The sequence below is a fragment of the Acidovorax sp. genome, assembly GCF_046314175.1.
GTDB lineage: Bacteria > Pseudomonadota > Gammaproteobacteria > Burkholderiales > Burkholderiaceae_C > Acidovorax.
Genome location: NZ_JBKBXG010000011.1, coordinates 17,327 through 39,112, shown reverse-complemented (window position 1 = coordinate 39,112; position 21,786 = coordinate 17,327). Strand labels below are relative to the sequence as shown.

Here is a 21,786-nt window from a genome sequence, read left to right as displayed (position 1 = left end):
CCCGCATCGTCATGCGCCACGCCGGGCTGTGCCCTCATTGCGTTGTTTGCGCCACTTGCCTCGCTCAAACAACGCCAGCACGGCTGCGCGCACCGCCAGCGCCCCACCGACGACCACCACGATGCCAATGCGCGTTTCCAGCGGAATCTCCTGCACGGTTTCGCTCCGCCGCCACGCAAAGACTTGCGGTCCGCCTGACGCCGAGGTGCGCAAGGCGCTCGCCGCAGTCACGGGGACAGGGTCTCGGCTGCGAACCGGCGTTTCGGGCGCAAGCGTTGCGGGCTCAGTACGGAGCGATCCGCGCTCGCCCGCATACACCTTGGTGAATTCGGCGCCGAGCAAGAAAATCTGCGCGGCGTAGTACACCCAGATCAGGATGACGGCGATAGAGCCCGCTGCTGCATAGGTGGAACTGATGCCGGCCTTGCCTACGTACAGGCCAATGAGCAGCTTGCCAAGTTCGAACAGCGCTGCGGTCACCGCTGCGCCCACCCAGACATCGCTCCAGGCAATCTTGGTGGACGGCATGAACTTGAAAATCATGGCGAACACCAGCGTCTCCACCACCAAGGACATCCCCAGATTGATGCCGTGAAGCAGCACCTCCCACCCGGGCAGCAAGGTGGAGAAATAGCTGCCCATGGCCGCGACCGCCGCACCCACCGTGAGCGACGCCATCAAGAGGAAGGCCAGCCCCAGGATCAACCCGAACGATAGAAAACGCGCACGCAGCAGGCCCCACAGACCGGAGGGCTTGGCTTTTTCAGGCACGTGCCAGATGCGGTCGAGTGCGCTTTGAATCTCGGCAAACACCGTGGTGGCGCCGATGAGCAGAACCACAAGGCTGACCCCGCTGGCGATCAGCCCCTCCGTGGGCTCGCTGGCGCTGCTGATCAAACCCTGTATGGCCACCGCTCCGTCGCTGCCCACCAGCCCGGCAATCTGCCCCTGCAGAGCACCCCGGACAGCGTCTTCGCCGAACACGTAGCCCGCAATGGCGATCACGATGACCAGCAGCGGCGCAATGGAGAACGCGGTGTAGTAAGAGATGGCCGCACCCATGCTGGGCGCGTAGTCGTCGACCCAGGCAACGACGGTCTTCTTGCAAATGTCCAGGAGTGTGGATGGCTTCACGGCGAGCGAGGAGGTGAAAAGCCGTTTGTACCGTCCGGGCAGCGTGCGGCGTGTAGGTCGCGGCCCCTTGTCGCTGGTGGCTGGGCGGGCGCACCGCAGCGCTTGCCCAAGCCGCCTGCGATGGCCGGCATGGGTACATGTTTGACGCACCACTATGAATTTTGTAGCTGCTATCGCTTACTGGATAATCGATAGAGCCCTAAAAGGCTCAAACTCCCTCAGGGTCTGCCAGCTCAGGTGCGCGGTGACTCATGGCGTTACGGATGAACTGCTTCTCGTAGTGGCGGTTGCGCCGGTTCTTCTTGGCCGCTGACCGCTGGCCCAGACGCTTGTCTGCGACTACTTCACTCAGATGGCTGAGGTCATCCAGGTTGCGGATGACCTGGGGTGAATTTCGGCGTGGCATGGCGAGGCGGCGAATGTGCGTCTTGGACTTGAGGGTTCGTGTACGGCGGCCTCAGGCCATGCTCACCAACACCCAGCCGGTTGCACCAATGTGGGCGAGAGTGACCACAACCGACACGCTGTGCAGCCACTGAAATCGGCGGCGCTGCCCCGCGTCGGTGGCCCGATTGATCGCGGGCATCAGCAGCTGGCGCGCAGGGACGGTGGTGATGGCGACCGTCGCCAAGACGATGGCAAACACCGTGTCGTGCCACCACCAGAACGTTGCAGCCACGCCTGCCGCCGCGATCACGAACGCATAGAACCACGGGAAGGCCTTGCGCAGTGTCGTACCCGCAGTGGCGGCAGGTAGCGCATGGAACAAGAAGGCGGCAAAGCCGAAGGAGTACAGCGTCATGCCGCCAAACAACAGGGAAGTGATCAGGACAGCGAGGGCGTGCGTCATGGTGAAAAGGCGTGGTGGGTCGTGCTGCGGGATGGCGGGTTTCGAGCGGCGATTTACATAGCGACGAGCATGTCAGGGCAGGGCCCAGCCTTCAGCCAGGGCCACGCGTTCCAGCGCTTTTTCAAACAGCACACGCGCAACGCCTGCGGTTCGATGCAGGTAGGCGTGCAGCTGCGCGTCGGCCGGACTGCGATCGGTGCATTCCGCACTGTAGGCTTCAAAGCCGGCGATCTGCATGAGCAGTTCGGCCACATGGCTGGGGCAGTCGCACGCCACGCCGGAGGACAGCCCGGCAAAGTCGGTGAGCGTGGCGTCATCAAAGCGGCGGGCGGGCAAGGCCTGGTCTTGTTCTGGCAGACGCCAGAAATTGGCAGGCCCTGTGGGGGACGCAGCAGCACCGTGGCGGGTATCGCCAGCGCTTGTCGCGGCAAGGCGGGTGTTTTCTGGCAGCGCCGCTTCCAGCGCCGCAAGCCAAGCCCCCAGCGAAGCGTCGTCGGACGGTTCGCGCACTACCGTGGCTCCGGCCGCAGCAAAGGCGTCGCCCGCAGACCCACCGGCAAACCGGTAGGCCACCACCGCGCGGCGGGGCGACCAGGCTTCGCGGGCCGCCATCAGTTCGGGCAAAAGGCCTTCTTGCAACCCCGTTGTTTGCCACAACAGAACGTCCACGCCCTGATGGCTGGAGCTGGCGGCACCCAACAGGGCCTCCGTGAGCGAATCGAACACGGCGACAACCTGAGGCGGTCGGACGCAGGCTCGGAGCACGGCCGCGCGCCGCAGACGGCGCGCCATCGCCTGGCCCACCACCACCATGCGCAAGGGCGAGCGCAGCTCAGCAGCGAGGTCAGGGCTGGGATGGGCGGGGCCCGCACTGAGGTGGTCGCTGGTCTCAGCCTCCATCGTTGTTTCGACAGAGGCCTGCGCCAGGGCCACTTGGCGCAGCTGGTCGATGTCAAGGCCGGCCAGCGAACCAATCGCATGCCCCTGCTCGGTCAGCTGCCGCAGCAGCACAACGCGCTCCACTTGGGCAGCGGAATAAAGGCGGTGACCCGACGGTGAGGTGCTGGGGCCCACGGCCTGGTAGCGCTGCTCCCAGATCCGCAGAGTGGACACAGGCATGCCCGCCATGCGCGCTACGGAACCGCTGCGAAAAACGGGCTGCTCAGGATGCTGCAGCGGTTGGACGGCTTCCGAGGACGCATTTCTGGGGTGCATGGGTTTCAATGAGTTCGCTTTGAGTTGCAATATCACACTGCTACGCCAGAGTATAAATACAGACAGCGGTTTTGAGTTTGATTTGTCTACTATGTAGCCATGTCAATACCAACTCAATTCCACCCTACTGTCTACTTTGACGGCGCTTGTCCTGTGTGCTCGCGGGAAGTGGCGATGTACCAGCGCCAACCGGGTGCTGATGGGATTTGCTGGGTGGATGTGGCGCGCTGCGCCCCTGAAGAACTGGGTTCCGGGTTGACGCGCGACGCGGCAATGGCCCGCCTGCACATGCGCCGCGCAGACGGCAGCCTTGTCAGTGGTGCGCAAGCCTTTACCACCCTCTGGCGCACGTTGCCCAGCTGGGCGTGGCTGGGGCGCCTGCTGGGCACGCGCGCCACGCTGTGGCTGCTGGAAGCCGGCTACCGATCTTTTCTGGTGCTTCGCCGGGCATGGCGCCCAGCGACGCCAGCGACCAACACCCCACCGGCTGAGGTGTCTAACCGCCAGCAGTAAGCGTAATGCTGATACGGCTTGCCAAAACCCCACTGAAAAAGGAAACCCCATGAGCAACACACGACGCACATTTTTCATGACGCTGGCCGCTGGCGGCGTCTCACTCGCAGCAGTCGCCCAGACTCCACCCAAACTGAGCGAAAAAGACCCCCAGGCCGTGGCGCTGGGCTACGTGGAAGACGCGAGCAAAGCCGACGTCAAAAAGTATCCAAAGTACGCCACCGGGCAGCTGTGCACCAACTGCACCTTGTACCAGGGCAAAGCCAGCGACGCCCTGGGTGGCTGTGCGATTTTTCCGGGCAAGCAGGTGGTGGGCAAAGGCTGGTGTGGTGCATGGGCCAAGAAAGCCAGCTGACGCCCCGGCCTGGGTCACGGCAGAGCGGGCAGAGCTGCCCAAGCGAGTCGAGCGGGCACAACACCACACCAGACATCGCGGCACCTGGCCACACCCTGCCGCCCGATGTAATTGCCGACCTGCGCACCGACCATGCGGGCGAGGTAGGTGCCGTATGCATCTACGCTGGCGTGCTGTGGGCCAGCCGGGATGCGGACGTGCGCGCCTTTGCCATCCGCCACCTGGCCACCGAGCAGGCGCACCTGCTACACATCAGCGAGTGGCTGCCAGCCAACCAACACACCCACCTGCTCCCTGTGTGGCGACTGGCCGGCTGGCTGACGGGCGCATTGCCTGCATTGGCAGGACCACGTGCCACCTACATCACCATCGAAGCCGTAGAGCGCTTTGTTGACCAGCACTACGCTCAACAAATCGCACGGCTGAGAAGCGAGCCCCACTTGAGCGCGTTGCGCCGGACGCTGCTGGACTGCCAGCGCGATGAGGTGCACCACCGCGACGAAGCAGCCGCTGCGCAGGGATCGGGGCAACGTGGGCTTATCACCCGTGCGTGGTGCGCCCTGGTGGACGCCGGGTCTCGCGCAGCGGTCTACGTCTGCCGCTACGTCTGACCGACAAAAACTCGGCCAAGCTACGCAGCCACCGCCAAGCGGCTGACGCCACGTAACAAGGGATGGCTCATCACCGTGTCGCTCAGTGCGACTGTCGAGGCGGTGTGCATGGGTGCGGTACAGCCGGAATCGGTTTCACAGCCCAACGCCTGGTTGGTCAGTGCGCCTTGTCCCAGTTAGGTCCCACCCCCACCTCGGCCAGCAAAGGCACCTTGAGAGCCGCGACATCCGCCATCAGGCGCGGGATGTGGGTCCTGAGCCAGTCCACCTCGCTCTCGGGCAGTTCAAACACCAGTTCGTCGTGCACCTGCATGATCATTTGGATGCTGGGCTTGTGGGCATCCAGCTCCTTCTGCACCGCCACCATGGCCAGCTTGATCAAGTCAGCCGCCGTGCCCTGCATGGGGGCATTGATGGCGGCGCGCTCGGCCCCGGCGCGGCGGGGGCCGTTGGGGGAATTGATTTCGGGCAGGTACAGGCGGCGGCCAAACACGGTCTCCACGTAGCCCATGGATTTGGCGGCGGCCTTGGTCTCGTCCATGTACTGCTTCACGCCGGGATAGCGCTGAAAGTATTTGTCGATGTAGGCGGCAGCGGCCTTGGTCTCGATGCCTAAGTTCTTGGCCAGGCCAAAGCTGCTCATGCCGTAGATGAGGCCGAAGTTGATGACCTTGGCGTAACGGCGTTGCTCGCTGGTTACCTGATCGACCTCCACCCCAAACACTTCAGCAGCGGTGGCGCGGTGTACGTCCAGCCCGGCGTGGAAGGCGTGCAGCAACGAGTGGTCGCCGCTCAGGTGGGCCATGATGCGCAGCTCGATCTGGGAGTAGTCGGCACTCGCAATCACGCGGCCTGCAGGGGCCACAAAGGCCTCGCGCACGCGGCGGCCTTCGGGGGTGCGGATGGGGATGTTCTGCAGGTTGGGGTCGTTGCTGGACAAGCGCCCGGTGACGGCCACGGCCTGCGCGTAGTGGGTGTGCACGCGGCCAGTGCGGGGCAGGGCCAGCTGGGCGAGCTTGTCGGTGTAGGTGCCTTTGAGCTTGACCAGGCCCCGGTGCTCCAGCAGCTTGGCGGGCAGGGGGTAGTCCTCGGCCAGCTTTTCCAGCACTTCTTCGTCGGTGCTGCGGGCGCCGGTGGCGGTCTTCTTGACCACGGGCATGCCCAGCTTGTCGAAGAAGATTTCGCCCAGCTGCTTGGGGCTGCTCAGGTTGAAGGGCTGGCCTGCAATTTCGTACGCCTCGGTTTCGAGCTGCAAGATGCGCTGGCCCAGTTCGTGGCTTTGTGCGGCCAGCGTGGGCGCGTCGATCAGCACGCCGTTGCGTTCGATGCGGTACAGGGCTTCGCTGCTCTGAATCTCCAGCTCGTAGATGTAGCGCAGTTTTTCATCGGCCTGCAGCAGGGGCCACAGGGCGTTGTGCACGTCCAGGGTCTGGTCGGAGTCTTCGCACGAGTAGGCGGCGGCCTTGTCTACGGGCACTTGCGCAAACGGAATCTGGTGCGCGCCCTTGCCGCACAGGTCTTCGTAGGTGATGCCTTTGCGGCCCGTGTGGCGCTCGGCCAGGCTGGTCAGGTTATGGGGCTTGTGCACTTCGAGCACGTAGCTTTGCAGCATGGTGTCGTGTGTGTAGCCCTGCACCTCGATGCCGTGGTTGGCGAACACATGGCGGTCGTACTTGATGTGCTGGCCCAGCTTGTGGTGCTTGGCGTCTTCGAGCCAGGGTTTGAGGCGGGCGAGCACTTCGTCGATGGGCAATTGCTCGGGCGCGTCGGGTCCTTCGTGGCGCAAGGGGATGTAGGCGGCCTCGCCTGCTTGCACGCTGAAAGAGATGCCCACGATTTGCGCACGCATTTCGTCGAGGGAATCGGTTTCGGTGTCGAGGGCGGTGAGCGGGGCTTTGTGCAGGCGCTCCAGCCACTGGTCAAAGTCGGCCCAGTTGAGGATGGTGTCGTACACCACCGTGCGGCGCTGGACTTCTTCGGCCACGGTGCTGGCGGAGTGGTCGGCAAAAAGGTCGCCGCTTTGGCCGGGCATGGCGACGGTGGGGGCTGTAGCGGCGGGGGCCGCTGCACCCTTGATCGCGCTGGCCAGGCCCTTGAAGCCGTACTTTTCGTAAAACGGCAGCAAGCCGGTGTTGTCCGGCGCGTCGAGTGTGATGTCGTCAAACGCGGGCAGGCCGGGTATGTAGTCGGCCAGCGCGCAGTCGGTCTTCATGGTGACGAGCTGGCGGCTCAAGGCCAGTTGGCCGCTGGCAATCGCCTCGCGCAGGTTGTTGCCCGCCACGCCCTTGATGGCGTCGGCGTTGGCAATCAGGTTATCGAGCGAGCCATATTCTTCCAGCCACTTGGCAGCCGTCTTGGGGCCCACCTTGGTCACGCCGGGCACGTTGTCCACGGTGTCGCCCACCAGCGCCTGGTAGTCCACCATCAGCGCAGGCGGCACGCCAAACTCGGCCGTCACGCCCGCCACATCGCGGCGCTTGCCGCTCATGGTGTCGATGATGGTGATGTGCTCGTTGACCAGCTGGCTCAAATCCTTGTCGCCACTCGACACAATGACTTCAATGCCCTGCGCGGCCGCCACGTTGGCCAAGGTGGCGATGACGTCGTCGGCCTCCACGCCGGGCACGGCCACTACCTTCCAACCCAGCAGGTCCACCACCTGGTGGATGGGCTCGATCTGGCTGCGCAGGTCGTCGGGCATGGGCGAGCGCGTGGCCTTGTATTCGGTGTACAGGGCATCGCGGAAGGTGGGGCCCGATGCGTCGAACACGCAGACGGCATAGTCGGCTGTCACCTCTTTGCGCAGGGCCTGCATCATGTTGATCATGCCGCGAATGGCGCCAGTGGCGGCACTGCTGGGGTCGCCGGGAACGGCCCGCAGGTCGGGCATGGCGTGAAAGGCTCGGTAGAGGTAGCTGGAGCCGTCCACCAGCACCAGGGTCTTTTTGTCAGTCATGCACAGATTGTGCACGGGCAGGCCACGCCTGGGCAGCGCTCTACAATCGCCCAATGCGCGCTGTTCACCTCCTTTTGCTGCTGGGCATTGCCTCCAGCACCGCCCTGGCCCAGACTCCAAGCCAAAATGCCCCCCAAGGCACGGCAGACAAGCGCGAGGCGCTACAAAATCCCGAGCAATTGTCCGGCCGCAGCAACCAGCGCACAGAGCGCATCCAGATCGAAGACGCGGGCAGCCGTGTAGACGAGCTGCGCGTAGGCGGCCAGACGCAGACGATTTCGGTGCAGCCCAAGGCGGGCAACATGCCCAGCTACGAAGTACAGTCGCCCGACGGCGCACGCAGCCGCGCTGGCAGCCAGAACGGCGCCGAAACCAATACCGCCCCCCGCGTCTGGAACGTGCTGAAGTTCTGACACACCGGGCGCAACGCCCCAGCGCCACCGCTGCGCTGCAGCCCCCGCACGCCACGGCGTGCAGTCTTTACCCTCCTCCCCTTCAACTTTCGACCCCTCTGAGCGATGGCCGTTTTTACCGAAGTCTCCAACACAGAGGCGCGCGAACTGCTGCGCCGTTTGCAACTCGGTGAGCTGGTAGAGCTGCGCGGCATCGAAGGCGGCATTGAAAACACCAACTACTTCTTGACCAGCGACCAGGGCGAGTTCGTGCTGACGCTGTTCGAGCGCCTCACGGCCGAGCAGTTGCCGTTTTACCTGTACCTGATGAAGCACCTGGCGCACGGCGGCGTGCCGGTGCCCGACCCGCGTGCCGACAAGAACGGCGACATCCTGCACAGCGTGTGCGGCAAGCCCGCTGCGGTGGTGAACAAGCTGCGCGGCAAAAGCCAGCTGGCACCCCAGGGCGTGCACTGCGCCGCTGTGGGCACCATGCTGGCGCGCATGCACCTGGCGGGGCGCGGGTTTGATAGGCACCAGCCCAACCTGCGCGGGCTGCCGTGGTGGAACGACACCGTGCCCGTGGTGCTACCCCACATCGACGAAGGCCAGGCCGCACTGCTGCGGTCTGAGCTGGCCTACCAGAACCATGTGGCCGCCAGTTCGGCCTACACCGCACTGCCCCGCGGCCCGGTGCATGCCGACCTGTTTCGCGACAACGTGATGTTTGATGGCGAAGAACTCACGGGCTTCTTCGACTTTTACTTTGCAGGCGTGGACACCTGGCTGTTTGACCTGGCCGTGTGCCTGAACGACTGGTGCATTGACCTGCCCACGGGTGCGCATGACGCCGAGCGCGCCACCCGCATGCTGGATGCCTACCAGGCCGTGCGGCCACTCAGCGCGGCCGAACGCGAACTGCTGCCCGCCATGCTGCGCGCAGGGGCTCTTCGGTTCTGGATCTCACGCCTGTGGGACTTTTACCTGCCGCGCGAGGCGTCCATGCTCACCCCGCACGACCCCACCCATTTCGAGCGGGTGCTGCGTGGGCGCATAGCACGCCCCGTGCACGCAGCCTGATTCGTTCATACTCCCGTCCCCCCAACGCCCGTCCGGTGCATAGCGCCTTAGCCCGTGCCGTGCGCCTGTTTTGGGGCCGTGGGGTAAATTCGACGTTTTCGCCTCACCATCAGGCACTGCCAGCGCCGCAACCCGCGCCGGCTTCCCATTCCATTCCAACGCATTCATGAAACTCCAAATCGTCCCCGCACGCACCGGCATGGCCTGGGTCAAGCTTGGTATACGGGCGTTCTGGCGTCAGCCCATGGCGCTGGCTGCGCTGTTCTTCATGACCATGGCGGCCATGTCGCTGGCCACGATGGTGCCGCTGGTGGGCCCGGCCATTGCATTGGCGCTGTTGCCGTCGGCCACGCTGGCCATGATGGTGGCGGCGGCGCAGGCCTCGCAAGGGCAGTTTCCAACGCCCGCTTTGCTACTGGTGGCGTTTCGCACGGGACGCCAGCGTCTGCGCGACATGCTGGTGCTGGGTGCCCTGTATGCGGTGTGCTTTCTGGGCGTGATGGGCCTGTCGGCCTTGATTGACGGCGGGCAGTTTGCGCAGGTGTACCTGGGTGGCGCGCCGCTGACGAAGGAAGTGGCCGAGAACCCGGCATTTCAAAGCGCCATGTGGCTGTCCATGATTCTGTATTTGCCCCTGTCGCTGCTGTTCTGGCATGCACCCGGACTGGTGCACTGGCATGGGGTGCCGCCGGTCAAGGCGCTGTTCTTCAGCATCGTGGCGTGCATTCGCAACTTCGGCGCGTTCACGGTGTACGGCCTGGGCTGGCTGGGCGTGTTTCTGCTGGGCGGGCTGGTGGTGGCCATCATCTCGACACTGCTGGCCGTGGCGGGGCTTGCGGGCTCTGCCGCTGGCGGCATCATGGTGGGGGCTGCGATGATGATGGCGGCCATGTTCTTCACTTCGGTAGTGCTCACCTTCCGTGACTGCTTTGAGCCCCCTTCGACCCCCGACACAGAGGCGCCCCACCATGACACAAACGCCACCGAGGCCACCGCTCCCGAACCCGTCGATCCACCAACTCCAGGGCCGAACTGAAGACGAGTTGACCTGGTTCCAGCGCCGCAGCCTGGTGCTGGCCGCCGGGATGTGGGTGGCAGCAGGCGGATGGTCTGCAGCACAGGCGCAGTCGCGCAGCAACGTAGTGGAACTGCGCGGCGACGTGCTCCGCAATGGCGAGACATTGACCCGTGAGCACAGCATTGCGCCAGGCGACCGCATCGAGACCGGGCCTGGGTCCAACCTTGTTTTTGCGGTGGGCAACAGCGCGTTCATGGTGCGGCAAAACTCGCGTGTGGCGCTGGAGGGCGACACGCCCGCCGCCGTGAAGGTGTTGCGCATCGTGACGGGTGCTGTGGCCAGCGTATGGGGGCGCGGGAGTGATCGCCAGATCATCCTGCCCACGGCCACTGCGGGCATCCGGGGCACCGGGGTGTATGCCGAAGTGTTTGCCGACCAGGACAACCGCAGCTATTTTTGCAACTGTTACGGTACGGTGGACCTTGCCGCAGGCGGCGAAAGTGTGGTCAGCCAGGCGTCTTACCACCAGGCGTTCTGGGGCGAAGTAGCCCCACGCAACGGCCGCATGTTGACGCCTGCGGGCGCCATCAACCACACCGATGATGAGCTGGAGTTTCTGGCCGGGCTGGTCAACCAGCGCACCGCTTGGCAAATTTCCGGACGCAAGGGCGCCAAGGATGGCAGCGGAGCGCTGGCACCGCCGTACACGTCGGGGCCTCCCGGATCGAGGGACTGAAAACCCGGCTCCCCAGCTGCCGCACCCCCAAGCAAAAAAGGCCGCCCAGTGCACTCCGTTGAAGGAGGCACTGGCGGCTTTTGCGTAGCAGGGGGTCAAAGCCCCCTTCCTCAATCACTCACCAAGATCAGCTGCCGATCACGCCGCCGTCGTTCTTGGTGATCACGATGGTGGCCGAGCGAGGGCGCTTGCCTGCGCCATAGCCCGCGTTGGCAGGCCATTGACTGGTGTATTTGGTAGGGTCACCAATGTTAGCCATGGCCGTGGTTTCACCAGGGTGCTGAATGTTGACGAAGATCGCCTTGCCGTCTGGTGTTTCGGCCAGACCGGTGATTTCGCTGCCCTTGGGGCCGACCAGGAAGCGCTTGAGGGTGCTGTCCGTTGCGGCCTTGCCCACGGGGGTGACGATGTCCATCTTGCTGCCGTCGGCCTTGGTGTAGCTCAGCGTCTTCTTGGCGCCATCGCCCACGCTACCGGGCACAGCGGCCAGCATCATGCAGTTGGTCACATCGGTGTAGGCGCCATCGTCTGTCTGAATCCAGCAAATGCCCGTGGCCTTGCTGAACACCAGGCCGTCGGGGCTGGAGAAGTCCTGATCTGCAGTCAGTGCAGAGATGTTGACCATCGCCTTGTCGGCACCCGCTTCAGCGCCAAACAGGTACACGTCCCAGCTGAAGCTGGTGGTGGATGCACCTTCCTTCATGCGCACCAGGTGACCGTTGGGGTTGCCGTTCTGTGCCGATGTGCCCTTCATGTCGGTGTAGGCGCGTGGGTTGGCTGCGTCAGGCAGGTACTGGCTGCCCGTGGGGTTCACGCTGCGGTTGCTGTTGTTGGTCAGCGTGAAGTAGATCTCGCCGTTGGCAGGGTTCACCGCATTCCACTCGGGGCGATCCATCTTGGTGGCGCCGACTGCATCGGCAGCAATGCGGGTGTTGATGGCGATGTCGGCAGCGTCAGCAAAACTGTACGCGGCATAGCCCGAAATAGCCGTGTTGGACAGCGACAGTTCCACCCAGGTACCGGTGCCGTCTGCGTTGAACTTCGCCGCGTAGAGCTTGCCGCTATCCAGGTACTTGTCGCCAATGGCCAAACGGTCGTTGGCGTTGGCGTCTGCTGGGTTCCACGTTGCGGTGGACACGAACTTGTAGATGTATTCGCCGCGCGAATCGTCACCCATGTACACGCTCAGCGGCTTGCCGGCTTCGACCTTGCCGAACGCGGCGCTTTCGTGTGCAAAGCGACCCAGGCCCGTGCGCTTCTTGGCCGTGCGGGTCTTGTCATAGGCATCAATCTCGACGATGTAGCCCATGCCGTTCATTTCATTGCGGTAGTCGTCGCTGCCGTTGGCCGACGTACCCGTCTTGCTGTTGTTCCAGCGCTGGTACTTGTCGTCAGTACCACCGGTTTCCCAGCCGTGGCGCGATGCGGCGCCTTGGGTGCGGCCATAGCGCTTGAGCGATGTCACGCTCTTGTCGTTGCCACGCGCTGCATCGTCGGCAGCGCTGCGGGTGAAGTAGCCAAACCAGTTTTCTTCACCGGTGAGGAAGGTGCCCCAAGGCGTCTTGCCGGTGCCGCAGTTGTTCAGCGTACCGCGGGTCATGGTGCCGGTAGGCGAATACTTGGTGATGAGCTGAGCGTTGCCGCGGGCGGGGCCTGCGATTTCGATAGGGCTCAGCGCAGTCAGGCGGAAGTTCTGCGCAGAGTTCTGCACATACGACCACTTGCCACCGCTTTTGGCCACTTCGACCACAGCGATACCGTGGATGTCGGTTTCCTTGTCCACTTCGGATGCTGGGCGCGGCAGGGTCGATGCACCGCCGTTGGCATGCAGGAAGAACGAGGACAGTTTTTCGTCTGTGGTGGCTTCGTGGTTGATGGCCAGCAGACCGCGCTCGATGGCGTTGTCATTGCGCTTGCCGTCGGCGCCCAGGCCAAACCACTCCATGCCGTCGTGGTGGTCACCAGCGCGCTTGTCGTAGTCGGTGTCCGTACCGTCGTTCTTGTAAGCAGCCACGCCAGACGCCATGGGGTCGCCCAACGCAAACAGCACGCTGGCGGTGTAGCCCGCAGGCACGGCCACCACGTCGGCCAGGCTCTTGGGCACGGCGCCAAAACCCAACAGCTTGGGGGCTGCGGGTGGCTCCACCACAACCGGGTCATCGCTGCCACCGCAGGCCGTCACGCCAAAACCGGCCAGCACCGCAGTGCCCACCGAACCCACGCTACCGCGCAACAAGCCACGGCGCGACAGGCGCGCACCCAGCACAGAGTCAAACGTGGGGTTGGCAGAGGTGTTGGAGTTCTCGTTGTTGAAGTCAATCGCCTGCTCGGGCGCATCCACGCGGTGGTTCATCGGGGTTCCTTAGGGTTGTGGGTGTAACAAAACCCTTGCAGCGTAGAAACACACCGTGACGTGACCATGAAGCTTTTGCGGCATTTTGATGACAGCGCTGCGAAACCCACCGGCAGACGCGCCACGGCCCATCGCAAACGTGGACCCGCCTGCTGCAATACCCTTTCGCTGCCTGGATGGAGAGCAAATACGAATCATTGCCATTTGTATAATCACGGCTTCCCTGTCGCCCCAGCCATGCCCCCGCCAAGGTGCGCGCTAAGCGCCTCCCGTGCGGCCCCGTCAAAGCCAGAGCGCCCCGTCCGAATCCATCACCCTTGCGGCGCCCGGCCCGCTTGCCGCTTTTTTGCGGTGGCGGACAGCGGCCTGCATGCCATTTTTGCGGAGACCACGGCATGACCTTCCCCCACTTCTCGTTCCAGCATTCGATCCTGATTGCGGCCCTGTCCACGGGGGTATTTGCCGCCAGCGCGCACGCGCAGACGGGCACTGCGGCCGCCGCAAAGCCAGCGCAATCAGTCGCCACAGCAGCGTCGTCAGCCGCCGCATTCCAACCTGTGGCCGCGCACTATGCGCACCTGGTGCACGCCAACTACAACGACACCCTGAACGCCGCCAAGGCCATGCAGACCGCCGTGCTGGCGTTCACCGCCAAGCCCTCTGCAGAAACTCTGGCGGAGGCCCGCAAGACCTGGCTGGCCGCGCGCGAGTTCTATGGGCAGACCGAGGCCTTCCGCTTCTACGGCGGCCCCATCGACGACGACAACGGGCCCGAAGGCCGCATTAACGCCTGGCCCATGGACGAATCGTTTGTGGACAGCGTGGAAGGCAAGCCCAACGCCGGTTTGGTGAACAACCGCAAGTTCGCCATCAACAAGAAGAACCTGTCTGCCCAGAACGAGCGCGGCGGCGAGGAAAACATTGCCACGGGCTGGCACGCCATTGAGTTCTTTTTGTGGGGCCAGGACCTGTCGGACACCGGCCCCGGCGAGCGCAACTTTGAAGACTTTGTGGATGGCAAGGCCCCCAATGCCGACCGCCGCCGCCAGTACCTGCACGTGGTGACCGAGCTGCTCATCGACGACCTCACCACGCTGGTCAAGGCCTGGGCGCCCGACGCCAAGAACAACTACCGCGCACGCTTTGCCAAGGGCGGACGTGAATCGGTGCGCAAGATGCTGGTGGGCCTGGGCTCGCTGTCGCGCGGTGAACTGGCGGGCGAGCGCCTGGAAGTGGCCTTGAACAGCCAGGACCAGGAAGACGAGCACTCATGCTTTTCGGACAACACCCACCGCGATGCGGTGACCAACGCACTGGGCATCCAGAACGTGTGGCTGGGCCAGTACAAGCAGGCCAACGGCACCGTGCTGCAAGGCCCTTCGCTGCGTGACCTGGTGGCCGCCAAGGACGCAGCACTGGCCGACAAGACCACGCTGCAGATCGCCGCGTCGGTGGCCGCTGCCGAAGGCATTCAGGCACCGTTCGACAGAGAAATCATTGGCGGCAAGGACGCCCCGGGCCGCCTGCGCATTCAAAAGACGATCGACAGCCTGACGCAACAAAGCAAAGACCTGGTCGCCGCCGCCAACGCCATTGGCATCACCAAGTTGACGCTGGTCCAGCCCTGACGTATATGCAGCTTTCGCAAGACAAACGCCGCCAGCGCACCGTACGCCTGGCGGCAGCCAGCACCGTCATCGTTGTCCTGGGTGGCGTGGGCATTCAATCGCTGACGGCAGCGCCCCAGCCCGACCCACTGGGTGAAAAAACTGGAGGCGAGACCACGGTGTACGCCACCGGCCGCAACGCGTTCTCGTTCCCCGCAGCCAATCTGGAAGACGCCGAGCGCACGCGGTTTGTCATCGGCAACTCGTTCTTCAAGCGCAACTGGGTCGAGGCGCCCGCCTCCACCAAGGCGCGCGATGGCCTGGGCCCGCACTTCATTGCACGGTCGTGCGGCGGCTGCCATGTGCAGGACGGGCGCGGCGAGCCGCCAGAAATCTTCAACCGACTGGGCGAGACCAAAGACCCCACCGTTGCGCTGCTGATCCGCCTGTCCATTCCGGGCAAAGACACGCACGGCGGCCCCAAGCCCGACCCTGTGTATGGCGACCAGTTCAACAACGCCGCCATTCAGGGCGTCAAGCCCGAGGGCCGCGTGACGCTGCGCTACGAAACGATCAACGGCAAGTTTGCCGACGGCACGCCGTACACGCTGCAAAAGCCGGTGTACGGCTTTGCCGACCTGGGCTACGGCCCCATGCACCCCGACGTGATGGCAAGCCCGCGCATTGCGCCACAGATCATCGGCGTGGGCCTGCTCGAAGCGATTGCAGAAGCCGACATTCTGGCCAACGCAGCCGACCAGGCGGCGGCGCCTGGCCCCATCAAGGGGCAAGCCAACAAGGTGTGGGACGCGCCCTCGGGCGGCATGATGCTGGGTCGTTTTGGCTGGAAGGCCAACGTCGCCACCGTTGCGCACCAGACGGGTGGCGCGTTTCAGGGCGATATGGGCATCACATCGCGCCACTTTTCGAATGAAACCTGCACCCCCGCGCAAAAAGACTGCCTGGCAGCACCCAGCGGCCAAAGTGGCAAGGAGGGTGCCAGCGTGCAAGGCCAGCCGGGTGTGGAGATCGACGACAAGACACTGGCCGACGTGATCTTCTACCAGGCCACGCTGGCGCCCCCCGCCCGCCGCAACGTGAACGACACGCAGGTCCTGCGCGGCCAGGCCCTGTTTGCGCAAGCACAGTGCGCCACCTGCCACCGGCCCAGCTACGTGACCAAGGAAGGTCCGTTTCCCACGCTGTCGAGCAAGGCGCTGAACGGCCAGCGCATCTGGCCCTACACCGACCTGCTGCTGCACGACATGGGCGAACGCCTGGCCGACAACCGCCCCGACTTTGGTGCCAGCGGCCGCCAGTGGAAGACCCCGCCGCTGTGGGGCACCGGCCTCATCAAGGACGTGAACGGCCACACCCGCCTGCTGCATGACGGCCGCGCGCGCGGCGTGCTGGAGGCTGTGCTGTGGCACGGCGGCGAGGCCGAAGAGGCCAAGGACCAGGTGCTGAAAATGAAGAAGGCCGACCGGGACGCCTTGGTGAAATTTGTGGAGTCGCTGTGACCACCCCCGTTCCAAAAGCCCTCCGCACAGCGACACGCGCCTCGGCGCTGTTGCTGGCGTCTGTAGTGGCTGCGTTGCCCCCCGTAGCTGCGCAGGCCCAGACAGCGGCAGCCGCCCCCACTTGGCAACGCGAGGCCGTGCCGTTCTACGACACCGTGCACGCGCTGCATGGCATCTACGGGCATTGGGCCCTACCCCGCGCCAAAGACTTTGACCAGAGCGCCCGCGCCCTGGTGCCTGCCGTGGCTGCGCTGTGCCAGGCCCCAGCCAGCGACAGCAAAGCCGCCCTGGCCGTCGCACGCACCGCATGGCAAACGACAGCACGTGCCTGGGAGCAACTGGCGGCCGTGTCGATCGGCCCCGTCATCGCCCGCAGCAGCCAGCGCGCCATTGACTTCACGCCCACCCGCCCTGCGCTCATCGAGAAAGCTATCGTCACCCAGCCCCAGGGCGCCAAGGCGTTCGAGCGCATCGGAACGCCCGCCAAGGGACTGCCCGCGCTGGAATGGCTGCTCTGGACCCGCCCCGTTCAGCCCGGCAGCCCCGCCTGCAGCTACGCGCACGAAGTGGCGCAGGACGTGGCGCGCGAATCCGCCGCTTTGCAAGCCGCCTTCACCACCGCCGCAGGCACCGACTGGGGCGCCGAGGACGAGCAGGATGCATCCACCCAGGCCATCAGCGAGTTTGTGAACCAGTGGGTGGGCGGCATCGAACGCCTGCGCTGGGCGCAGATGGAAAAGCCCCTGCGCGCCGCGCAAGGAACACGTGCGCCGGACTACCCCCGCACCGCCAGCGGCAGCACCCTGAGTGCCTGGGCCGCCACCTGGGAAGGCCTGCGCAGCGTGACCGCCTTGCCTGCCCGCACCGCCCTGCCCGCACCCGGCGAGGCGCTGGTGCCGCTGGAGATGTACCTGCGCGGCAAGGGTCTGAACCCGCTGGCCGACAAGCTGCACCAGGCCACCGGCAAAGTGGGCGCGTCGATGGCGCAAGTGCAAAAGGCGGGCCTGAAGGACAAGGGTGCCATCCAGCAAACCGCCAAGGACCTGGCCGCGCTCAAGTTCCTGGCCGAATCCGAAATAGCGCCTGCGCTGCAGGTGAGCATTGGGTTCTCGGACGCCGATGGGGACTGATCCCATCCACCGCCGCGCCGCGCTGGCCGCCATGGCGGCGGGGCTGGGCGTGTGGGCGCTGGCGCCACGCGCCGCGTGGTCCAGGGCTGCGGGGCACGGTGTTGTGCAACTGGCTGCGGCCTGGGAGCACCAAGGCAGCTTTCACATCGGCGTGCTGACCACGCCATCAGGCGCCGGGCAAGCCCTGCACGTTCGCACCAGCCTCAGCGTTCCCACCCGCGCCCACGGCCTGTGCGTGCTACCGGGTGGTGACGTGGTGGCCACAGCGCGCCGCCCCGGCGACTGGCTGGCGCGCTGGCAACCCGGCCGGGGCACAGAGCCGCAATGGCTGTGGCAAGACGGAGAGCGGACCTTCAACGGCCACGTGCTGGCCAGCCCCGACGGCCGCCAGCTCTACACCACAGAGACCGACGCCGAAACGGGCGCCAGCTGGGTGACCGTGCGCGATGCGCGCACCCTGCAAAAAACCGCCGAATGGCCCACCCACGGCATCGACGCGCATGAGCTGGTCTGGGACATGCGCCACACCGCCAGCGGCGCACCCACCCTCATCGTCGCCAACGGCGGCGTGCCCACCGCGCCCGAAACCGGCCGCGTCAAGCGCGACCTGCACAGCATGGACTCGTCCCTGGTGCGGCTCAACGCGCGCACTGGCCAATTGCTGGGCCAGTGGCGCCTGAAGGCCGACCCGCGCCTGAGCCTGCGCCACCTGGCCTGGAGCCCCGATGGACGCACGCTGGGCATTGCGCTGCAGGCCGAGCACGACGACGTCGCACGCAAGAACGCAGCCCCCGTGCTCGCCCTGTTTGGCGGCACCACGCTGCACACCGCGCCCACGCCAGACGCCATCGCGGCCCAGCTTCGCGGCTACGGCGGCAGCATGGCCGCCACCCCCACGGGCTGGGCCGTGAGCTGCCCGCGCGCCCATGGCATCGCCACGTTTTCACTGCACGGCGAATGGCGGGGCCTGATGCCCCTGCCCGAGGTCTGCCCGCTGGCGGTGCACGGCGGCACGCTGTGGTCGGGCGGGCTTGCCAGTAGCCTGCAAGCTTCACAGGCTGCGGCACCGCTAGAGCACCTGCACGGCGTTGGGCTACAGGGGGCACGGCTGGACAACCACTGGGTGGTGGCAAGTCCCCTCACAAACTGGAAAATATGAATAGAAAACGGCCCTACCGCTTGATGGATAAGCGCTGACAGCTATTCAAAACATAGCACTCAGACACCCACCCGCCGCACAATGAAGCGGGTGAACGACGCCGCTGCGAAAGGACTGGCTCCACCTTGCCACATGCTCATTCGTAATCCGACACGCTGAGTCGATGGTTGGGCTCACCACGCAGCGGCTCGACGATCAGCACCACAAGCCCACCTCGCGGCGACTTGTATTCGGCATACCGCACCAGTTCTCCGTAGTGCGTCTGCACCACGGCACGCCCCTGTGCGTCCATCGCGCGTTCATGCAGACCATTGCGCAGCAGGTAGGCGTGTACGGCGGCCACGGCCTCGTCCAGGCGCTCGGGCGGCACGTCGTACGCCACTTCTGAGCGCGCCTGCTTATTGCCGTCGCCAACGGTACCGTAGTAATGCGGGGCCCCTGCAGCGCCCGGCAACACCACACCCCGCACCAGCGAAGAGATGCCGAGGTAATAGGTGAGCGTGCCGGGCGCTGGCTGGTAGTCCTCTTGCGACACCAGGAAAAGAAATGCGGCCCACATCAACGCCACGGACAGCAGCACCGCGCACGCCACTGCGGCAACCACGGTGCGCGGGCGCAGCCGCCACCGTGCCAGGTTCCGTCACGTCATTCCACCACCGTCAGCTTGGCCACCAACAGCGCCAGCCACTTGGTGCCATGGCGTGGAAAGCTGACCTGCGCACGCGCGTCGTCGCCCGTGCCCTCAATGCCCAGCACCTTGCCTTCACCGAACTTGGTGTGGAACACGTTGATGCCTGCGCGCAGGCCGTGGGACGGCGCGGTCTTCTGCACGGGTACCGGTGGACTGGCAAATGTCTCGGATTTAAAGCCAAATTGGCCTCTAGCGCTTGATGGATAAGCGCTACCAGCTCCTGAATTAGGAGCATATGATCCAAACCCTTGCTGCTTTGGCGTGATCCACTTGAGCGCGCTTTCGGGCAGTTCGTCGAAGAAACGGCTCTTGACGTTGTAGCGCGTCTGGCCGTGCAGCATGCGGGTTTGCGAGTGGCTCAGGTACAGGCGCTTGCGCGCGCGGGTGATGGCCACGTACATCAGGCGGCGTTCTTCCTCCAGTCCGTCGCGTTCGGTAGACGAGTTTTCGTGCGGCACCAAGCCCTCTTCCATGCCGCCGATGAACACGCCGTCAAACTCCAACCCCTTGCTGGCGTGCACGGTCATCAGTTGCACAGCGTCTTGCCCAGCCTGGGCCTGGTTGTCGCCCGCTTCGAGTGCAGCGTGGGTCAGGAAGGCAGCCAGGGGCGAGAGGGTTTCGCCGGTGTCAATATCAACGATGCCTGGGATGGCAGGTTTCAGGGGCTCGTCCAGTACGGGCGCGTCGGGGTCGATTCCCTGGCTCACGGCACTTTGCGTCAGCGGCGTGCCGTGCTCGTCCAGCGGCAGGGCTACGGCGTCGCGTCCAAAGCCTTCTTGCGTCACAAAACTCTCGGCTGCGTTGACCAGTTCTTCCAGATTCTCAATGCGGTCAGCGCCTTCCTTCTCGGTGCGAAAGTGCTCGACCAAGCCCGTGGATTCGAGCATCTGCTCGATGATGCCGCGCAGGTTCAGGCCTTGCGTCTGCTCCCGCAGCACATCCACCATCGCCACAAACGCCCCTAGGTTGGCGCCCGCCTTGCCGGGCACGGCGCTCACCGCATCGTGCAGCGAACAACCTGCGGCCCGGGCGGCGTCTTGCAGCACCTCAATGCTGCGCGCACCGATGCCACGCGGCGGAAAGTTGACGACCCGCGTGAAGCTGGTGTCGTCGTGTGGGTTCTCCAAAAGGCGCAGGTAGGCCAGCGCATGCTTGATTTCGGCCCGCTCAAAAAACCGCAGGCCGCCGTACACGCGGTAGGGCACGCTGGCATTGAACAGCGCCGATTCGATCACCCGGCTTTGCGCATTGCTGCGGTAGAGCACGGCGATTTCCTTGCGCTCAAAACCGTCGTTGCGCACGAGTTGCTTGATCTCATCGACCATCCACTGCGCCTCCGCCAGGTCAGAGCTGGCCTCGTACACGCGCACCGGCTCGCCCGCGCCCTGCGTGGTGCGCAGGTTCTTGCCCAGGCGGCGGCTGTTGTGGCTGATGAGGGCGTTGGCCGAATCAAGAATGTTGCTGTAGCTGCGGTAGTTCTGCTCCAGCTTGATCTGCCGCTGCACATCAAATTCGCGCACAAAGTCGGTCATGTTGCCCACGCGCGCGCCGCGAAAGGCGTAGATGCTCTGGTCGTCGTCGCCCACGGCAATCACGCTGCCGCGGGCTTCAAAGCGCCCGTCCACCTCATTGCCCGCTAGTTGTTTGAGCCACGCGTACTGCAGCTTGTTGGTGTCCTGGAACTCATCGACCAGGATGTGCGCAAAGCGGCGCTGGTAGTGCTCGCGGATCGGGTCGTTGTCGCGCAGCAGCTCGTAGCTGCGCAGCATCAGCTCACCAAAGTCCACCACGCCTTCGCGCTGGCATTGCTCTTCGTACAGTTGGTAGATCTCGACCTTCTTGCGGGCGTCGCTGTCGTGCGTCTCCACATCGCCGGGGCGCAGGCCTTCTTCCTTGCAATTGGCAATGAAGTACGACAGCTGCTTGGGCGGAAAGCGCTCGTCGTCCACGTTGTGCTGCTTGCACAGGCGCTTGATGGCCGAGAGCTGGTCTTGCGTGTCCAGAATTTGAAAGGACTGCGACAGACCTGCCGCCTTGTGGTGTGCGCGCAGCAGGCGGTTGCACAGGCCGTGGAAGGTGCCAATCCACATGCCGCGCACGTTGACGGGCAGCATGGCCGACAGCCGCGCCACCATCTCCTTGGCGGCCTTGTTGGTGAAGGTGACGGCCAGAATGCCGCCGGGCGTGGCATAGCCGTTTTGCAGCAGCCATGCAATGCGGGTGGTCAGCACGCGGGTCTTGCCCGAGCCCGCGCCCGCCAGGATGAGCGCGTGGCCTGCGGGCAGCGTGACGGCAGCCAGTTGCTCGTCGTTCAGATTGGCCAGAAGGGGCGATGCGGCCGAGGCCGCACCAGCGTGTGGGGGCACCAGGGCATCTGGTGCGCCCGAAAACGGGTCTTGTGGGAACATGCGACCATTGTAGAAAGCCATGCGTCGAACCGGCGAACCCGGGTCTCTTCATTCACAC

19 protein-coding genes are annotated in these 21,786 nt (G+C 64.8%); 11 read left to right on the top strand and 8 right to left on the bottom strand.

Annotated elements, in window-relative coordinates; all coding sequences use genetic code 11:
• Window positions 1–9: 9 nt before the first annotated feature.
• From ACK4OE_RS04800 to ACK4OE_RS04785, 4 genes are all read right to left on the bottom strand, one after another.
• A complete protein-coding gene (locus tag ACK4OE_RS04800) occupies window positions 10–1,134 on the bottom strand; it encodes a YihY/virulence factor BrkB family protein (RefSeq protein ID WP_409883400.1) in 1,125 nt (374 codons plus the stop codon).
• Window positions 1,135–1,342: 208 nt separating this feature from the next.
• On the bottom strand, window positions 1,343–1,540 hold the full coding sequence (locus ACK4OE_RS04795; RefSeq protein WP_409883399.1) for a hypothetical protein: 198 nt from the start codon (window positions 1,538–1,540) through the stop codon (window positions 1,343–1,345).
• A 51-nt stretch (window positions 1,541–1,591) separates the two neighbouring features.
• Complete coding sequence (locus ACK4OE_RS04790; protein ID WP_409883398.1) at window positions 1,592–1,984, bottom strand: DUF4149 domain-containing protein; 393 nt, start codon at window positions 1,982–1,984, stop codon at window positions 1,592–1,594.
• Window positions 1,985–2,056: 72 nt separating this feature from the next.
• Entirely contained in the window at window positions 2,057–3,199 is a 1,143-nt protein-coding gene (locus ACK4OE_RS04785; protein ID WP_409883396.1) for a MerR family transcriptional regulator, read from the bottom strand.
• Between the two features lie 99 nt (window positions 3,200–3,298).
• Here ACK4OE_RS04785 and ACK4OE_RS04780 point away from each other — a divergent pair, with 99 nt between their 5' ends.
• From ACK4OE_RS04780 to ACK4OE_RS04770, 3 genes are read left to right on the top strand one after another with little or no spacing between them, the layout of a single operon-like run.
• Window positions 3,299–3,712 carry a thiol-disulfide oxidoreductase DCC family protein gene (locus tag ACK4OE_RS04780; RefSeq protein ID WP_409883395.1) on the top strand — a complete coding sequence of 138 codons (414 nt, stop codon included), beginning with the start codon at window positions 3,299–3,301 and terminating at the stop codon, window positions 3,710–3,712.
• A 49-nt stretch (window positions 3,713–3,761) separates the two neighbouring features.
• Window positions 3,762–4,067, top strand: coding sequence for a high-potential iron-sulfur protein (locus tag ACK4OE_RS04775; protein ID WP_409883394.1), 306 nt, complete (start codon window positions 3,762–3,764; stop codon window positions 4,065–4,067).
• Entirely contained in the window at window positions 4,046–4,678 is a 633-nt protein-coding gene (locus tag ACK4OE_RS04770; RefSeq protein WP_409883393.1) for a demethoxyubiquinone hydroxylase family protein, read from the top strand. The genes ACK4OE_RS04775 and ACK4OE_RS04770 overlap by 22 nt, the downstream gene beginning before the upstream one ends.
• Before the next feature lie 157 nt (window positions 4,679–4,835).
• On the opposite strand, the gene polA is transcribed toward ACK4OE_RS04770, so the two are convergent.
• Complete coding sequence (gene polA, locus ACK4OE_RS04765; protein ID WP_409883392.1) at window positions 4,836–7,634, bottom strand: DNA polymerase I; 2,799 nt, start codon at window positions 7,632–7,634, stop codon at window positions 4,836–4,838.
• Window positions 7,635–7,687: 53 nt separating this feature from the next.
• Here polA and ACK4OE_RS04760 point away from each other — a divergent pair, with 53 nt between their 5' ends.
• The 4 genes from ACK4OE_RS04760 to ACK4OE_RS04745 all read left to right on the top strand — a co-directional run bounded on the left by ACK4OE_RS04760 (window position 7,688) and on the right by ACK4OE_RS04745 (window position 10,860).
• Window positions 7,688–8,047: a hypothetical protein gene (locus ACK4OE_RS04760; protein ID WP_409883390.1), complete on the top strand. Its 360-nt coding sequence runs from the start codon at window positions 7,688–7,690 to the stop codon at window positions 8,045–8,047.
• A gap of 105 nt (window positions 8,048–8,152) precedes the next feature.
• Complete coding sequence (locus tag ACK4OE_RS04755) at window positions 8,153–9,106, top strand: homoserine kinase (RefSeq protein WP_409883389.1); 954 nt, start codon at window positions 8,153–8,155, stop codon at window positions 9,104–9,106.
• 166 nt (window positions 9,107–9,272) lie between these two features.
• Window positions 9,273–10,142, top strand: coding sequence for a BPSS1780 family membrane protein (locus ACK4OE_RS04750; RefSeq protein WP_409883388.1), 870 nt, complete (start codon window positions 9,273–9,275; stop codon window positions 10,140–10,142).
• The gene (locus ACK4OE_RS04745) at window positions 10,075–10,860 is read left to right on the top strand and encodes an iron dicitrate transport regulator FecR (RefSeq protein ID WP_409883387.1); all 786 of its coding nucleotides are present in this window, start codon (window positions 10,075–10,077) and stop codon (window positions 10,858–10,860) included. The genes ACK4OE_RS04750 and ACK4OE_RS04745 overlap by 68 nt, the downstream gene beginning before the upstream one ends.
• A 127-nt stretch (window positions 10,861–10,987) precedes the next feature.
• On the opposite strand, the gene ACK4OE_RS04740 is transcribed toward ACK4OE_RS04745, so the two are convergent.
• The gene (locus ACK4OE_RS04740; RefSeq protein ID WP_409883386.1) at window positions 10,988–13,213 is read right to left on the bottom strand and encodes a PhoX family protein; all 2,226 of its coding nucleotides are present in this window, start codon (window positions 13,211–13,213) and stop codon (window positions 10,988–10,990) included.
• 395 nt (window positions 13,214–13,608) lie between these two features.
• Between ACK4OE_RS04740 and ACK4OE_RS04735 the strand changes: the two genes are divergently transcribed.
• Genes ACK4OE_RS04735 through ACK4OE_RS04720 form a run of 4 tightly spaced genes read left to right on the top strand, consistent with a single transcriptional unit; the run spans window position 13,609 to window position 18,629 of the window.
• The gene (locus ACK4OE_RS04735; protein WP_409883384.1) at window positions 13,609–14,841 is read left to right on the top strand and encodes an imelysin family protein; all 1,233 of its coding nucleotides are present in this window, start codon (window positions 13,609–13,611) and stop codon (window positions 14,839–14,841) included.
• Window positions 14,842–14,846: 5 nt separating this feature from the next.
• Window positions 14,847–16,340, top strand: coding sequence for a di-heme oxidoredictase family protein (locus ACK4OE_RS04730; RefSeq protein WP_409883383.1), 1,494 nt, complete (start codon window positions 14,847–14,849; stop codon window positions 16,338–16,340).
• Window positions 16,337–17,470: an imelysin family protein gene (locus ACK4OE_RS04725; RefSeq protein ID WP_409883382.1), complete on the top strand. Its 1,134-nt coding sequence runs from the start codon at window positions 16,337–16,339 to the stop codon at window positions 17,468–17,470. The genes ACK4OE_RS04730 and ACK4OE_RS04725 overlap by 4 nt, the downstream gene beginning before the upstream one ends.
• Window positions 17,460–18,629: a DUF1513 domain-containing protein gene (locus ACK4OE_RS04720; protein WP_409883381.1), complete on the top strand. Its 1,170-nt coding sequence runs from the start codon at window positions 17,460–17,462 to the stop codon at window positions 18,627–18,629. The genes ACK4OE_RS04725 and ACK4OE_RS04720 overlap by 11 nt, the downstream gene beginning before the upstream one ends.
• A gap of 136 nt (window positions 18,630–18,765) precedes the next feature.
• On the opposite strand, the gene ACK4OE_RS04715 is transcribed toward ACK4OE_RS04720, so the two are convergent.
• Together ACK4OE_RS04715 and ACK4OE_RS04710 are read right to left on the bottom strand one after the other, a co-directional pair.
• On the bottom strand, window positions 18,766–19,233 hold the full coding sequence (locus ACK4OE_RS04715) for a hypothetical protein (RefSeq protein ID WP_409883380.1): 468 nt from the start codon (window positions 19,231–19,233) through the stop codon (window positions 18,766–18,768).
• Between the two features lie 41 nt (window positions 19,234–19,274).
• Window positions 19,275–21,728 (bottom strand): UvrD-helicase domain-containing protein, encoded by a 2,454-nt coding sequence (locus ACK4OE_RS04710; RefSeq protein WP_409883378.1) that lies wholly within the window; start codon window positions 21,726–21,728, stop codon window positions 19,275–19,277.
• Window positions 21,729–21,786 lie beyond the last annotated feature (58 nt).

Excerpts from the sequence above, each read along its gene's own strand:
- ACK4OE_RS04795 (WP_409883399.1), bottom strand. The coding sequence starts at position 1,540 with ATGCCACGCCGAAATTCACCCCAGGTCATCCGCAACCTGGATGACCTC.
- ACK4OE_RS04790 (WP_409883398.1), bottom strand. The coding sequence starts at position 1,984 with ATGACGCACGCCCTCGCTGTCCTGATCACTTCCCTGTTGTTTGGCGGC.
- ACK4OE_RS04785 (WP_409883396.1), bottom strand. The coding sequence starts at position 3,199 with ATGCACCCCAGAAATGCGTCCTCGGAAGCCGTCCAACCGCTGCAGCAT.
- ACK4OE_RS04780 (WP_409883395.1), top strand. The coding sequence starts at position 3,299 with ATGTCAATACCAACTCAATTCCACCCTACTGTCTACTTTGACGGCGCT.
- ACK4OE_RS04775 (WP_409883394.1), top strand. The coding sequence starts at position 3,762 with ATGAGCAACACACGACGCACATTTTTCATGACGCTGGCCGCTGGCGGC.
- ACK4OE_RS04770 (WP_409883393.1), top strand. The coding sequence starts at position 4,046 with ATGGGCCAAGAAAGCCAGCTGACGCCCCGGCCTGGGTCACGGCAGAGC.
- polA (WP_409883392.1), bottom strand. The coding sequence starts at position 7,634 with ATGACTGACAAAAAGACCCTGGTGCTGGTGGACGGCTCCAGCTACCTC.
- ACK4OE_RS04760 (WP_409883390.1), top strand. The coding sequence starts at position 7,688 with ATGCGCGCTGTTCACCTCCTTTTGCTGCTGGGCATTGCCTCCAGCACC.
- ACK4OE_RS04755 (WP_409883389.1), top strand. The coding sequence starts at position 8,153 with ATGGCCGTTTTTACCGAAGTCTCCAACACAGAGGCGCGCGAACTGCTG.
- ACK4OE_RS04750 (WP_409883388.1), top strand. The coding sequence starts at position 9,273 with ATGAAACTCCAAATCGTCCCCGCACGCACCGGCATGGCCTGGGTCAAG.
- ACK4OE_RS04745 (WP_409883387.1), top strand. The coding sequence starts at position 10,075 with ATGACACAAACGCCACCGAGGCCACCGCTCCCGAACCCGTCGATCCAC.
- ACK4OE_RS04740 (WP_409883386.1), bottom strand. The coding sequence starts at position 13,213 with ATGAACCACCGCGTGGATGCGCCCGAGCAGGCGATTGACTTCAACAAC.
- ACK4OE_RS04735 (WP_409883384.1), top strand. The coding sequence starts at position 13,609 with ATGACCTTCCCCCACTTCTCGTTCCAGCATTCGATCCTGATTGCGGCC.
- ACK4OE_RS04730 (WP_409883383.1), top strand. The coding sequence starts at position 14,847 with ATGCAGCTTTCGCAAGACAAACGCCGCCAGCGCACCGTACGCCTGGCG.
- ACK4OE_RS04720 (WP_409883381.1), top strand. The coding sequence starts at position 17,460 with ATGGGGACTGATCCCATCCACCGCCGCGCCGCGCTGGCCGCCATGGCG.
- ACK4OE_RS04710 (WP_409883378.1), bottom strand. The coding sequence starts at position 21,728 with ATGTTCCCACAAGACCCGTTTTCGGGCGCACCAGATGCCCTGGTGCCC.